Annotated in this window: 11 protein-coding genes; 10 read left to right on the top strand and 1 reads right to left on the bottom strand. The window is 64.3% G+C overall.

Annotated features, from left to right (window positions below; translation table 11 throughout):
- Positions 1-28: 28 nt before the first annotated feature.
- From cobA to AC1P02_RS00300, 9 genes are all read left to right on the top strand, one after another.
- On the top strand, positions 29-787 hold the full coding sequence (gene cobA, locus AC1P02_RS00340) for a uroporphyrinogen-III C-methyltransferase (protein WP_485183533.1): 759 nt from the start codon (positions 29-31) through the stop codon (positions 785-787).
- Between the two features lie 139 nt (positions 788-926).
- Positions 927-1,511, top strand: coding sequence for an ANTAR domain-containing response regulator (locus tag AC1P02_RS00335; RefSeq protein WP_103472607.1), 585 nt, complete (start codon positions 927-929; stop codon positions 1,509-1,511).
- 289 nt (positions 1,512-1,800) lie between these two features.
- Positions 1,801-3,159: a CmpA/NrtA family ABC transporter substrate-binding protein gene (locus tag AC1P02_RS00330; RefSeq protein ID WP_485183530.1), complete on the top strand. Its 1,359-nt coding sequence runs from the start codon at positions 1,801-1,803 to the stop codon at positions 3,157-3,159.
- Between the two features lie 14 nt (positions 3,160-3,173).
- Positions 3,174-4,103, top strand: a complete 930-nt coding sequence (locus AC1P02_RS00325) for an ABC transporter permease (protein ID WP_485183528.1) — start codon at positions 3,174-3,176, stop codon at positions 4,101-4,103.
- Between the two features lie 117 nt (positions 4,104-4,220).
- Positions 4,221-5,042: an ABC transporter ATP-binding protein gene (locus AC1P02_RS00320; protein ID WP_485183526.1), complete on the top strand. Its 822-nt coding sequence runs from the start codon at positions 4,221-4,223 to the stop codon at positions 5,040-5,042.
- A gap of 26 nt (positions 5,043-5,068) precedes the next feature.
- A complete protein-coding gene (nirB, locus tag AC1P02_RS00315) occupies positions 5,069-7,654 on the top strand; it encodes a nitrite reductase large subunit NirB (RefSeq protein WP_485183524.1) in 2,586 nt (861 codons plus the stop codon).
- Positions 7,655-7,701: 47 nt separating this feature from the next.
- Positions 7,702-8,124, top strand: a complete 423-nt coding sequence (gene nirD, locus AC1P02_RS00310; RefSeq protein ID WP_485183522.1) for a nitrite reductase small subunit NirD — start codon at positions 7,702-7,704, stop codon at positions 8,122-8,124.
- A gap of 142 nt (positions 8,125-8,266) precedes the next feature.
- Positions 8,267-9,358 (top strand): PfkB family carbohydrate kinase, encoded by a 1,092-nt coding sequence (locus AC1P02_RS00305; RefSeq protein WP_058393692.1) that lies wholly within the window; start codon positions 8,267-8,269, stop codon positions 9,356-9,358.
- The gene (locus tag AC1P02_RS00300; RefSeq protein WP_427268876.1) at positions 9,352-10,260 is read left to right on the top strand and encodes a pseudouridine-5'-phosphate glycosidase; all 909 of its coding nucleotides are present in this window, start codon (positions 9,352-9,354) and stop codon (positions 10,258-10,260) included. Before AC1P02_RS00305 ends, AC1P02_RS00300 begins: the two co-directional genes overlap by 7 nt.
- Before the next feature lie 73 nt (positions 10,261-10,333).
- Here the strand turns inward: AC1P02_RS00300 and AC1P02_RS00295 are convergent, their stop codons facing one another.
- Positions 10,334-11,059, bottom strand: coding sequence for a carbonic anhydrase (locus AC1P02_RS00295; RefSeq protein ID WP_234595099.1), 726 nt, complete (start codon positions 11,057-11,059; stop codon positions 10,334-10,336).
- A 448-nt stretch (positions 11,060-11,507) separates the two neighbouring features.
- Between AC1P02_RS00295 and AC1P02_RS00290 the strand changes: the two genes are divergently transcribed.
- Positions 11,508-12,485 carry a cytochrome-c peroxidase gene (locus tag AC1P02_RS00290; RefSeq protein WP_427268877.1) on the top strand — a complete coding sequence of 326 codons (978 nt, stop codon included), beginning with the start codon at positions 11,508-11,510 and terminating at the stop codon, positions 12,483-12,485.
- The last annotated feature ends 152 nt before the right edge of the window (positions 12,486-12,637 follow it).

The raw sequence follows: 12,637 nt of genomic DNA, 5'->3' as shown, positions 1-12,637 counted from the left end.
TAGGGGGCAGAAATACAAGGAGTGTGAGATGAGCCATGTCAGTCTGGTAGGGGCCGGTCCCGGCCCGCTCGAATTGTTGACCCTGCGCGCCCTGCAACGGCTGGAGGCGGCGGAGGTGGTGATCTATGACCGCCTGGTGGGAAGCGAGATCCAGGCCCGCATTCCCCATGGCGCTGCCCGTTTCGACGTGGGCAAGCGCTGCGGCGAACCGAGCCCGAGCCAGGATCAGATCAACGCCCTGCTGCTGGCGCTGGCCCGCACCGGCAAGCGGGTGGTACGGCTCAAGGGGGGCGATCCCCTGGTGTTTGGCCGTGGCGGGGAGGAGGCGCTGCACCTGGCCCGTCACGGCATAGCCGCCGAGCTGGTGCCTGGCATCACGGCGGCGCTGGGCTGCGCCGCCAGCAGCCTGATCCCCCTGACCTACAGGGGGCTGGCCCGCTCCCTGACCCTGGTGACGGGCCATCTGATGGAGGAGGGAGACTACCAGGGCTGGCAGGGGCTGGCCCGGGCCGGCCACACCCTGGTGTTCTACATGGGACTGGAGCGGGCGGCGCAGATCCGGCAGGGACTGCTGGCGGCCGGTGCCTCGCCGGATCTGCCGGTGGCGCTGGTGGTGGCCGGTTGCAGCCCCCAGCAGCAGGTGCATGAGACCCGGCTGGCCATGCTGGCAGAGGCCGCCGTGGCCCTGCTCGGGCAGAGTCCCGTGCTGATGATCATGGGGGAGGTGGTGGGTCTGCGCAGCGAGCTGAACGCCCTGCTGAGCCAGGCGCTGGATCGGGTGGCCTGAGTCTCTCCACAGCCTCTACCTCCACTACCTCAAGATAGATAAAAAGGGGGTAGATTCAAATAGTTGGCCTTCATGTTGCGTCATCTGCGGTGAACAAGCAGCGACAGACAAGCTGCGTTAGCCGTTGGCAAGGAGCGCCATGACCACTCTTCCCCCCGGGGGCCGTGCCGGCCCCCCTTCCCGCCTGCTGATCCACGCCGACGAGCCGGGTCAGGCCAACCGCCTGGCCCTGCTGGTCAGCCACTACGGCCATCAGCCGCAGATCCTGGACAGTCGCCAACTGCTGACCCCGCACGGACAGGGGGATGCCCTGCTCATCAGCAGTCGCCAGTTCGGCGCCGAGGTGCGGCTCGGCCTCTCTCTCTGGCCCGGGGTGCCGCGCCTGCTGTTTTGCGAGCGGATCGGCACCGAGCCCCAGATCGCCCTGTTGCAGCAGGGGGTGCTGCTGGTGCCGCATCCGTGCGGCGAGCGGGAGCCGGTCGAGCAGTGGCTGCGGCTGGCCCGCAGCCAGCTGGCCATGGTGCAGGCGCTGGCGCAGACCGAGAGTGAACTGCGCCAGCAGCTGGTGGAGCGACGCCTGGTCGAGCAGGCCAAGGGGCGGCTGATGCGTCATCAGGGGCTGGACGAGGAGCAGGCCTACCGCCTGATGCGCAGCACCGCCATGAGTCGGCACCTGAGCCTGGGGGAGCTGGCACGGCAGCTGCTGCTGGCACTGCCAGCGTGAGAGCTGGGCTGGCAAACCGTTTTGGTGCAACTGCGCCTAATTGAGGCAAACGAGAAGGCAAAGCGGGAGGAAAAAGGCGGAATAGGGCCAGTTTCGGCGGCTTGGCCAATGTGGCACGGAAAGTGGATTATCCAGAAGACAAGGAGTGATGGCGCCCACGGGCCCGTCACTCGCAACAGGGCAAAGAGGCCTCACCGATCCCGGATCGGTGAGGTTTTTTTTTGGCCGCGACCCTGCAACGGCGCAGGGGAGTGGCCGCCCATGACTGTGATGTGAGCGAGGAAGGCGAATGAACAAGAGACAAGGATGTGCGGGTCTGCTGCTGGCGCTGCTGTCACTGCCGGCGCTGGCGGCTGTGGGGGCCCCGGAGCAGGAGGAGCTCAAGCTGGGCTTCATCAAGCTGACCGACATGGCACCGCTGGCGGTGGCCTATGAGCGCGGTTATTTCGAGGATGAGGGGCTCTACGTCACCCTGGAGGCGCAGGCGAACTGGAAGGTACTGCTGGATCGGGTGATTGACGGCGAGCTGGACGGTGCCCAGATGCTGGCGGGTCAGCCACTGGCTGCCCATGTCGGCATAGGCACCCAGGCCGAGCTGGTGACGGCATTCGCCATGGATCTCAACGGCAACGCCATCACGGTCGCCAACCCTGTATGGGCCGCCATGCAGCCCCATCTGCCCAAGGTGGTGGCGGGCCAGGTGCCGGCCCCGGTGAGCGCCGCCGCGCTCAAACCCGTGGTGGCTCAATACCGGCAGGCGGGCAAGCCGTTCAACATGGGGATGGTGTTCCCCGTCTCCCCCCACAACTACGAGCTCAGATACTGGCTGGCGGCCGGCGGGCTGAACCCCGGCTTCTATGCCCCCGCTCTCGGCGACAGCTCGGGTCAGCGCCAGGCGGACGTGCTGCTGTCGGTCACGCCGCCGCCGCAGATGCCCGCCACCCTGGAGGCGGGCACCATAGCCGGCTACAGCGTGGGAGAACCCTGGAACCAGCAGGCGGTCGCCAGGGGCATAGGGGTGCCCGTCATCACCGATTACGAGATCTGGCGCAACAACCCGGAGAAGGTGTTCGGCGTCACCCGCCAGTGGGCCGAGCGTCATCCCAATACCCACGTCCGGCTGGTGAAGGCGCTGCTGCGGGCGACCTGGTGGCTGGATGCCGAGCAGAACGGCAACCGGCGCGAGGCGGCCAAGCTGCTGGCGCGGCCGGAGTACGTGGGGGCCGACGAGGGGGTGATCGCCAACTCCATGGTGGGCACCTTCGAGTACGCCAAGGGGGACAGGCGCAACCTGCCGGACTTCAACGTCTTCTTCCGCCATCAGGCCACCTATCCCTACTACTCGGATGCCATCTGGTATCTGACCCAGATGCGGCGCTGGGGCCAGATCCCGACGGCCAAACCGGACGCCTGGTTCGAGCAGGTCGCCAGGGCCGTCTATCAACCCGAGGTCTACCGCCAGGCGGCCGAGGCGCTGATCGCCGAGGGCAAGTTCAAGGCGCAGGACTTCCCCGATTTTGCCAGCGAGCAGGGTTATCGCGGCCCGCAGGATGGTTTCATCGACGGCCTCATCTACGACGGCCGCCATCCCAACGCCTATCTGCAACAGTTCGCCATCGGCCTCAAGGGCGATGAGCGGGTGCAATGAGCGAGGAGAGCGCAATGAAACGACAGAAGTGGAAAGTCATGGTGCAGCCCCTGCTCGGCGTGCTGCTGTTCCTCGGCCTCTGGCAGTGGGGGGCGAGTCAGGTGCAGACCAGCCTGGGCACCTTGCCGGGGCCGCTGGCGACCGCCAGCCAGCTCTGGTCGCTGGGACAGGAGCATCTGGCCGAGCGGGAGAAGGCGAGCGCCTTCCTCGAGCGTCAGCAGGTGCGCAATGCCGAGCGGCTGGCCGCAGATCCGGCGGCCGAGGTGAGGCTGCGCCCCTATACCGGGCGCCCCACCTTCTTCGATCAGATCGCCACCAGCCTGCTCACTGTGCTGTGCGGCTTCGCTCTGGCCAGCCTGATCGCCATCCCGTGCGGCGTGCTGCTCGGCATGAATCAGGGGCTCTACCGCGCCGCCAACCCTGTGATCCAGCTGCTCAAGCCGGTGTCGCCCCTGGCCTGGCTGCCGCTTATCACGCTGGTGGTGAGCGCGCTCTACACCAGCTCTGCCCCCTGGCTCGCCAAGTCTTTCGTCACCTCGGCGCTGACGGTGACCCTCTGCTCCCTCTGGCCGACCCTGATCAACACGGCGGTCGGGGTGGCGGGGCTGGACAGCGACCTGCACAACGTCAGCCGGGTGCTGCGGCTCTCTTTCCTGACCCATGTGCGCCGCATAGTGCTGCCCGGCGCCCTGCCCATGATCTTCACCGGGCTGCGGTTGTCGCTCGGGGTGGCCTGGATGGTGCTGATCGCGGCGGAGATGCTGGCCCAGAACCCCGGGCTCGGCAAGTTCGTGTGGGACGAGTTCCAGAGCGGCGGCTCGGCCTCCCTGGCCCGCATCATGGTGGCCGTGGTCACCATTGGCCTCATCGGCTGCGGCCTGGACAGGGGCATGCTGGCCCTGCAGCAGTGGCTCTCCTGGGACAAGCGCCAGGTCTTGCGCTAGGAACTCCTGCAGGCAACCAGGCCCTACAACAGTGGTTTTGCTTCAGGACAAGCGCCAGGTATTGCGCCAGGGACCGGATTCAGTGACGAAACACATATTCAGGCAGGAGAAGAGCCAATGAAGAGTTATCTGGAGATAAGCGATGTCGGCATCTCGTTCGAGACGGAGCAGGGGCGCTTCGAGGCCCTCAGTCGGGTCAACCTGCGCATCGAACGGGGGGAGTTCGTCTCCCTCATAGGCCACTCAGGTTGCGGCAAGAGCACTGTGCTCAACCTGGTGGCCGGGCTGCTGGAGCCCACCACGGGGGGCATCATTCTGGACGGGCGCGAGGTGGCTGGGCCCGGCCCGGAGCGGGCCATGGTGTTCCAGAACCATGCGCTGCTGCCCTGGCTCAGCGTCCGGCAGAACGTGGCGCTGGCGGTGGGGCAGGTTGAGCCGAACCGGCGGGCGGCTTCGGAGCGGGTCGACTATTACCTCTCCCTGGTGCAGATGGATCACGCCAGCCAGAAGATGCCCCACGAGCTGTCGGGGGGGATGAAGCAGCGGGTCGGCATTGCCCGGGCCCTGTCGCTCTCCCCCAAGGTGCTGCTGATGGACGAGCCGTTCGGCGCCCTGGATGCCCTGACCCGGGCCCACCTGCAGGACGCGCTGATGGCCATTCAGGCCGAGCTTGGCAATACCGTCATCATGATCACCCACGACGTGGACGAGGCTGTGCTGCTCTCCGATCGCATCGTCATGATGACCAATGGCCCCGCCGCCACGGTCGGGGAGATCCTGACCGTGGACTTGCCAAGGCCCAGGGACAGGGTCGCCCTGGCGGACGATGGTCACTATCACAAGCTGCGCCAGCAGGTGCTGCGCTTCCTCTACGAGAAGCAGCGCAAGGTGACCCCGCTCAAGGCGGCCGAGTCGGTGCGCAGCAAGCTGCGCGCCTGAGCCCCCAGAATTCAAGGAAGAGAAACATGGACAATAAACAAAGGTTGCTGGTGGTGGGCAACGGCATGGATGGTGAGATGGACCATCACTTCGCCGACTCGTCCAAGAGGGGTGAGAAATCGCGTCTGCTGGTGGTGGGCAACGGCATGGTGGGTCATCACTTTGTCGAGCAGCTGGTGGCGGCCGGTGGCCTGAACCGGTTCGAGGTGACGGTATTTGGTGCCGAGCCGGACTCCGCCTACGACAGGGTGCATCTGTCCGAGGTATTCGGCGGCAAGGCGCCCGAGGCGCTGCAACTGGCGGATCCCGCCTGGTATGAGGCGCAGGGCATCAGGCTGCGGCTGGGGGCCGAGGTGGAGGTGCTGGACAGAGATACCCGCACCCTGACCCTGGCCGATGGCGAGCGGTTCGGTTACGACCGGCTGGTGCTGGCGACCGGCTCCGTGCCCTTCGTGCCGCCCATCCCCGGCCATCAGCGGGAGGGCTGCTTCGTCTACCGTACCCTGGGGGATCTCGCCGCCATCCGCGATGCCTGTGCCCAGGCGCGCAGCGGCGTGGTGATCGGCGGCGGCCTGCTCGGACTGGAGGCGGCCAACGCCTTGCGCCTGCTCGGCCTCAAGACTCAGGTGGTTGAGTTTGCCCCGCGGCTGATGCCGGTGCAGCTCGATGACAACGGCGGCGCCGTGCTGCGGGACAAGATCCGGGCGCTCGGGGTCGAGGTGCTGGTGGAGAAGGCCACAGAGTGCATCGAGGATGGGGAGCAGGCCCGTCAGCGGCTGAGGTTCAAGGATGGCTCTCATCTTGAGACCGACGTGATCCTGTTCTCGGCCGGCATCCGACCCGCCGACAGCCTGGCCCGTCAATCCGGGCTGAGCGTCGGCGAGCGCGGCGGCATCTGCATCGACGAGGGTTGCCACAGCTCGGATCCCGCCATCCTCGCCATCGGCGAATGCGCGCTCTGGCAGGGGCGCATCTTCGGGCTGGTGGCCCCCGGCTACCAGATGGCCCGGGCCGCCGTGGCCAGCCTGTGCGGTGGTGAGAGCCGCTTCGCCGGGGCCGACATGTCCACCAAGCTCAAGCTGATGGGGGTGGATGTGGGTTCCATCGGCGATGCCCACGCCAGCACGGCCGGCGCCCAGGAGCTGCTGTTGCTGGACAGGGTCAACGGCATCTACAAGAAGCTGGTGACCGACGGCGAGGGGAGCCGGCTGCTTGGCGCCATCCTGGTGGGAGACGGCGGCGACTTTGATCGGCTGTTGCAGTACTACCAGAATGGGGTGGCGCTGCCCCAGCCGCCCCTCTCCCTGCTGGTGGGGGAGACGGGCGGCGCGGCGGCGCCCCTGGTGTTGCCGGACAGCGCCATCCTCTGCTCCTGCCACAACGTCAGCAAGGGGGCCGTGGTGGCCGCCGTCAAGGCGGGCAACCACGAGCTGGGGTCTGTGAAAAGCTGCACCAAAGCGGGCACCGGTTGCGGCGGCTGCAGCAACCTGCTCAAGCAGGTAGTGGATCAGACGCTGGCGGAGATTGGGGTCGAGGCGGACAAGGGGCTGTGCGAGCACTTCGCCCACAGTCGCCAGGAACTTTATCACCTGGCCCGGGTCGGCGAGATCAAGAGCTTTGAGGCGCTGCGAGACAAGCACGGCAAGGGCCTTGGCTGCGACATCTGCAAGCCGACGGTCGCCTCCATACTGGCGTCGCTCTGGAACGAGCACGTGCTGGAGAAGCCCCACCGTGGCCTGCAGGATACCAACGATGCCTTCCTCGCCAACCTGCAAAAGGACGGTACCTACTCTGTGGTGCCGCGCATCCCCGGCGGTGAGATCACCCCGGATGGCCTCATTACCATAGGGGAGGTGGCACGCAAGTACGGGCTCTACACCAAGATCACCGGCGGCCAGCGCATCGACTTGTTCGGCGCCCGGCGCGATCAGCTGCCCGCCATCTGGGGCGAGCTGGTGGCGGCGGGCTTCGAGACAGGCCAGGCCTATGGCAAGTCGGTGCGCACCGTGAAGTCTTGCGTCGGTTCCACCTGGTGTCGCTACGGGGTACAGGACTCCATGACCCTGACTCAGACCTTGGAAAACCGCTACAAGGGGCTGCGGGCGCCCCACAAGTTGAAGTTCGCAGTCTCCGGCTGCACCCGGGAGTGCGCCGAGGCCCAGAGCAAGGACATAGGCGTCATCGCCACCGAGCGGGGCTGGAACCTCTATGTGTGCGGCAACGGCGGTATGCGGCCGCGCCACGCCGACCTGTTTGCCACCGACCTCGATGAGCAGACCCTGATCCGCTACATCGACCGGCTGCTGATGTTCTACGTGCGCACCGGGGACAGGCTGCAGCGCACCTCGGTCTGGATGGAGAGCATGGAGGGCGGGCTCGACTACCTCAAGTCGGTGATCATCGAGGACAGGCTCGGCATCGGCGCCGAGCTGGAGGCCATGATGGACGGCATAGTCGGCAGCTGGCAATGCGAGTGGAAGAGCACACTGGCGGATCCGGACAAGCTGAAGCTGTTCGAGGCCTTCGTCAACCAGCCGGAGGGGAGCACGCCCCCCAGACGGGAGGAGCGGGGCCAATGGGTGCCGGCGATCAATATCAAGGAGGTGATATGAACGGGGCCAGTGGGTTGCAAACCAGCCATCAGCATCAAGGAGGTGATATGAGCGATGCCAACGAGAATGCAGGGCAGGAGACGCTGGGTGAACGGCAACAAGGGGCAGAGATGCAGGGCGTCAGGGATGCGCTATTGCAGAGCAAGCATGGTGAGTGGCGGCGGGTATGTGCGATCTCGGCCCTGTCGGAGCAGTCGGGGCGCAGCGCCTGGCTGGACGGTCGCTCCCTGGCGCTGTTTCGGCTCGGCGAGCGGGTCTATGCGCTGGATGATCTGGATCCCCTGGCCGGTGTGGCTGTACTGAGTCGGGGTTTGGTGGGGGATTGTGGTGGCGAGCCAGTGGTCGCCTCGCCCCTCTACAAGCAGCGCTATGCCCTGATGGATGGCAGCTGCCTGGATGATCCATCCCTGAGCGTCGCCTGCTGGCCGGTGCGGCTGGATGGCGGCGAGGTCTGGGTGCAACTGGGCTGAGCGGGCTGCACATATCCCATTGAGGACCACCGGGCTTGCCCGGTGATTTTTTGTGGCTGACCCGACATTTCTTGCACGAGAAGATGGCAGGAAAACGTTTTTCATAAATAATAGACAAACGTTTGTAACTGGATGTTTGTCTATGACTGAGCGTGAACAAGAGATCCTCGCCCTGCTGCGCCAGGATCCCATGATTGCCCAGCAGGAGCTGGCGGATCGCCTCGGCATCAGCCGCTCGGCGCTGGCGAGCCATATCTCCAGCTTGATGCGGCAGGGCTATGTGCAGGGGCGGGGCTATGTGCTGCGGGAAGGCCCCTACGCCGTGGTGATCGGCGGTGCCAATATGGATATCTGCGGCTGCAGTCATGACAACCTGCGCATCGGCGATTCCAACCCCGGCAAGGTGCGCACCTCCGCCGGCGGGGTAGGGCGCAACATAGCCGAGAACTTGGCGCGGCTTGGCACCGACACCCGGCTGCTGACTGCGGTGGGCAACGACCAGTACGGTCATCATCTGCTGGAAGTGAGCCAGCGCGCCGGGGTCGACGTGCGCCAGGTGCTGGTGCTGGAGGGGCAGGCCACCTCCTGTTACCTAAGCCTGCACGATGGCAGCGGCGAGATGAGCTGCGCCGTCAACGACATGGCGATCATCGACCAGCTTACGCCGGCCCGGCTTACCCCGCTCACCGGTTTCCTCGGCGCGGCTCGGCTCTGGGTGCTCGACACCAACCTTGCCACCCACACCCTGGACTGGCTGTTCGAGCGCCAGGGGGAGCACATCATCTTCGTCGACACAGTCTCAGTGGCCAAGGTGGAGAAGATCCGCCCCTGGCTGCACCGGATCCACACCCTCAAGCCCAACCGCAGCGAGGCCGAGCAGCTGTGCGGCTTCACCATAGCCGGGCCCGATACCTGGCCCATGGCGGCAGCCTGGTTCCACCGCGCCGGGGTGCAGCGGCTGTTCCTGAGCCTCGGCGATCAGGGGATTTTCTATAGCGACGGGGAGTGCCAGGGCCATCTGCCCGTGCTCGGCAGCCCTGTCGTCAACGTGACCGGCGGTGGCGATGCCTTCATGGCAGGGCTGGCCCACGCCTGGTTGCAGGAGAGCGACATGACCGACACCACCCGCTTCGCCCTCGGCTGCGCCGCCCTCACCGTCAATTGTTCCGATACCGTCTTTTCCGGCCTATCCAAGGCCGCCGTTGAACGCATGCTGGAGGAGTACCCATGTTGAACGCTTACCTCGATATCCAACCTGAAGTCGCCGCTGCCCTGGCCGCCGGCAAGCCTGTCGTTGCCCTGGAGTCCACCATCATCTCCCACGGCATGCCCTATCCGCAGAACGTGGAGACGGCGCGCCAGGTAGAGCAAGTGGTGCGCGACAACGGCGCCGTGCCGGCCACCATCGCCATTCTGGATGGCCGCCTCAAAGTGGGTCTGGATGCGGGGGCGCTGGAGGCGCTGGGCCGGGCCGGTCACGACGCCACCAAGTGCAGCCGACGGGATATCCCCTTCGTGCTGGCGAACAAGGGGCTGGGCGCGACCACGGTCGCCTCTACCATGATCATCGCCGCCATGGCCGGTATCCGGGTGTTTGCCACCGGCGGTATCGGCGGCGTGCATCGCGGTGCCCAGGAGACCTTTGACATCTCGGCGGATCTGCAGGAGTTTGCCCAGACCCCGGTGGCCGTGGTGTGTGCCGGTGCCAAGTCGATCCTCGATATCGGCCTGACCCTGGAGTACCTGGAGACTCAGGGTGTGCCGGTCATCGGTTATCAGACCGAGGAGCTGCCCGCCTTCTACACCCGCGAAAGCGGCTTCAAGGTGGATTACCGCCTCGATACTCCGGCGGCGATCGCCGAGGCGCTGCGTCTGAAGTGGGAGCTGGGGCTGGCCGGTGGCGCCGTGGTCACCAACCCGATCCCGACCCAGTTCGCCATGCCCAAGGCCGACATAGATGCGGCCATCAAGCAGGCGCTGCGGGAAGCGGACGAGCAGGGAGTCAAGGGCAAGGCATCCACCCCCTTCCTGCTGGCGCGGGTGTGTGAGCTGACCGGTGGCAACTCGCTGGCGGCCAATATCCAGCTGGTGCTGAACAACGCCGCCCTGGGGGCGCGTATCGCCGCCAGCCTGTAACGACTTGCGGTGAATGCAAAAGAGGGCCCCTTGGCCCTCTTTTCTATTTCGGCGCTGTGATCGCCCGGGTGGGTTATTGCAATACCAGCCGACCATGCAGCGGCTGCACGGGTCTGTTGTTGGGGTGGTGCATCACCGCCTTGAAGGCATCGATCTGGGCCTGGCTCACCTGCACCGGCTGCTTCATTACCAGCCAGCGCACCCCTTCCGAGCAGGGCGGTGTGGTCAGCGAACCGCTGAAGCGGTAGTAGTCGCGATTGGCTGGCAGCAACTGCTCGGCCGAAAGCGGCGCCTTGAGGGCGTGGATCTCGCCCGTTTTCGCTGGCAACTGATCCCAGGCCCGGGTCAGCGCCGGATTGGCCTTGCCCGCTTCGAACATCACGGCCAGCACGGCGATCTCGCCCTTGGCATTGGTGTGCACCAGGTGCCCTTCCAGCGGATAGGATTTGCCCTTGATGAGGTTTTCACTGGGAGCATGGAAGTGGAACTGCTTGAGCTCGAAGCGCATGCCATCGAGCATCAAGGTACTGCCCGGGGCATAGCCGACTTGTACTGTATGGCCATTGTTGACCAGGGTTTTACCGCCCGCCAGATAGTGGAACTGCAGTGGAACCAGCTTGGCGTCTACCAGACCGTCGAGGTCTATCGGCGACTGGTTGCTGCCTGCACACTGGCCAAATTCCGGCGTCAGTTTGGCCCATTGTGCCGGCCCTGCCTCACCGTTGTACTCCCAGTGCGGGGTGGCAGCGAAGACGGCGGGGCAGAGCAACAGAGAGCAGGCCAACAGAGACTTTCTCATCATACATCCTTATCTTGATTGAAAAGCACAGCCATCCGCTTCCTTAATAAGTGAAGGAACAGTGGATGGCATTATCTAAAATACGGGATACAGAATGTTAGACAGTATTTTTATTATTAACAGCCATATGACAGATCATATTTATGATGCATATAAAATGAATCTAATTAACAGGTGGCTGCCACTGCATATTGAATAATCGCTTTATTCAATGACAGCAATCTAATTAATCGGCTGTTGTTGAAGATGAATTTGTTCATAATTAACCCATCGAAATTCGGCTCTTTTTTGCCTCGCAAGTCCCCGCCACTAGTCCGTCTGAAATATAGTAATTCATTGTTTTTATTGTGGTTTTTGTTGGTCTCGTTTGATCTTGAGCAAATAACGCACAAGCGTTCCCGGTCAGGCTGAGGTTGCTGTTATGCACAGCCACAAGGGAGAGAGAAAAATGAATAAATATTATTTGTTGCTGGCGTTGGGCCTGCCGGGGATGGGGTGGGCAGCCGAACCGATCCAACCCGTCGAGGCAGTCAAGGTGGGATCGCCAGAGAAAGTCGAGCTGGGCAAGATGTTGTTCTTCGAGCCGAGGCTCTCCAAATCTGGCGCCATCTCCTGCAACTCCTGCCATAACCTGGCGACCGGCGGGGTGGACAATCAGGTCAGCTCCCTCGGTCACAAGTGGAAGGAGGGACCGATCAACTCTCCCACAGTGCTCAACTCCAGCCTCAACTTCGTGCAGTTCTGGGATGGCCGCGCCAAGGATCTGAAGGCGCAGGCGGCAGGCCCCATCGAAAATCCGCTGGAGATGGCCTTCACCCACAAGCTGGCGGTGGATACCCTGCATACCTTGCCCGAATATCGCAGCCGTTTCAGCGCCGTCTACGGCAAGGCGGACTTTGGCATCGATGAGGTGACAGACGCCATCGCCGCCTTCGAAGAGACCCTGGTCACCCCCAACGCGCCGTTCGATCGCTGGTTGAAGGGAGACGGCAAGGCGCTGACGGCGCAGCAGTTGAAGGGCTATCAGCTGTTCAAGGAGAAGGGCTGCACCGCCTGCCACAACGGGGTGGCCATCGGTGGCAACTCCTATCAGAAGATGGGGCTGGTCAAGCCGTTCAAGACCGACAACCCGGCCCAGGGCCGTGGCGGCGTGACGGGCGAGAAGCAGTTCATCGGCTGGTTCAAGGTGCCGACCCTGCGCAATATCGAGCTGACCTACCCCTACTTCCACGACGGTTCAGTCTGGGATCTGAAGGAGACGGTGCAGATAATGGCGGACATCCAGCTGGGCCAGGCGTTGAGCGAGCAGGAGGCCGACGACATGACCGCCTACCTCAAGAGCCTGACCGGCGAGCAGCCCCGGATAGTGCTGCCGATCCTGCCGCCCTCCCAAGCCGATACACCCAGGCCTCAGGTCAAGAGCTGACCGGGTCGTGAGTCTGAATCCAGGCGGGGCTGATGCCCCGCTTTTTCATGGCCCTATCTCTCTGATAACACAGCCAAGGTACCGTATTCATCATAATGACAAGGGGATGACAATCCCCCAGCTGGCGACGGGGATTTCACCGATTTGCAGCC

The organism is Aeromonas sp. TS_SC_11 (assembly GCF_057318915.1).
This window is presented reverse-complemented; position numbering and strand designations above follow the sequence as displayed.

Bases quoted from the DNA above. Each gene is read 5' to 3' on its own strand.
- nirD (WP_485183522.1), top strand. From the start codon at position 7,702: ATGAGCGATGCCAACGAGAATGCAGGGCAGGAGACGCTGGGTGAACGG.
- AC1P02_RS00330 (WP_485183530.1), top strand. From the start codon at position 1,801: ATGAACAAGAGACAAGGATGTGCGGGTCTGCTGCTGGCGCTGCTGTCA.
- AC1P02_RS00290 (WP_427268877.1), top strand. From the start codon at position 11,508: ATGAATAAATATTATTTGTTGCTGGCGTTGGGCCTGCCGGGGATGGGG.
- AC1P02_RS00305 (WP_058393692.1), top strand. From the start codon at position 8,267: ATGACTGAGCGTGAACAAGAGATCCTCGCCCTGCTGCGCCAGGATCCC.
- AC1P02_RS00295 (WP_234595099.1), bottom strand. From the start codon at position 11,059: ATGAGAAAGTCTCTGTTGGCCTGCTCTCTGTTGCTCTGCCCCGCCGTC.
- AC1P02_RS00320 (WP_485183526.1), top strand. From the start codon at position 4,221: ATGAAGAGTTATCTGGAGATAAGCGATGTCGGCATCTCGTTCGAGACG.
- cobA (WP_485183533.1), top strand. From the start codon at position 29: ATGAGCCATGTCAGTCTGGTAGGGGCCGGTCCCGGCCCGCTCGAATTG.
- nirB (WP_485183524.1), top strand. From the start codon at position 5,069: ATGGACAATAAACAAAGGTTGCTGGTGGTGGGCAACGGCATGGATGGT.
- AC1P02_RS00300 (WP_427268876.1), top strand. From the start codon at position 9,352: ATGTTGAACGCTTACCTCGATATCCAACCTGAAGTCGCCGCTGCCCTG.
- AC1P02_RS00325 (WP_485183528.1), top strand. From the start codon at position 3,174: ATGAAACGACAGAAGTGGAAAGTCATGGTGCAGCCCCTGCTCGGCGTG.
- AC1P02_RS00335 (WP_103472607.1), top strand. From the start codon at position 927: ATGACCACTCTTCCCCCCGGGGGCCGTGCCGGCCCCCCTTCCCGCCTG.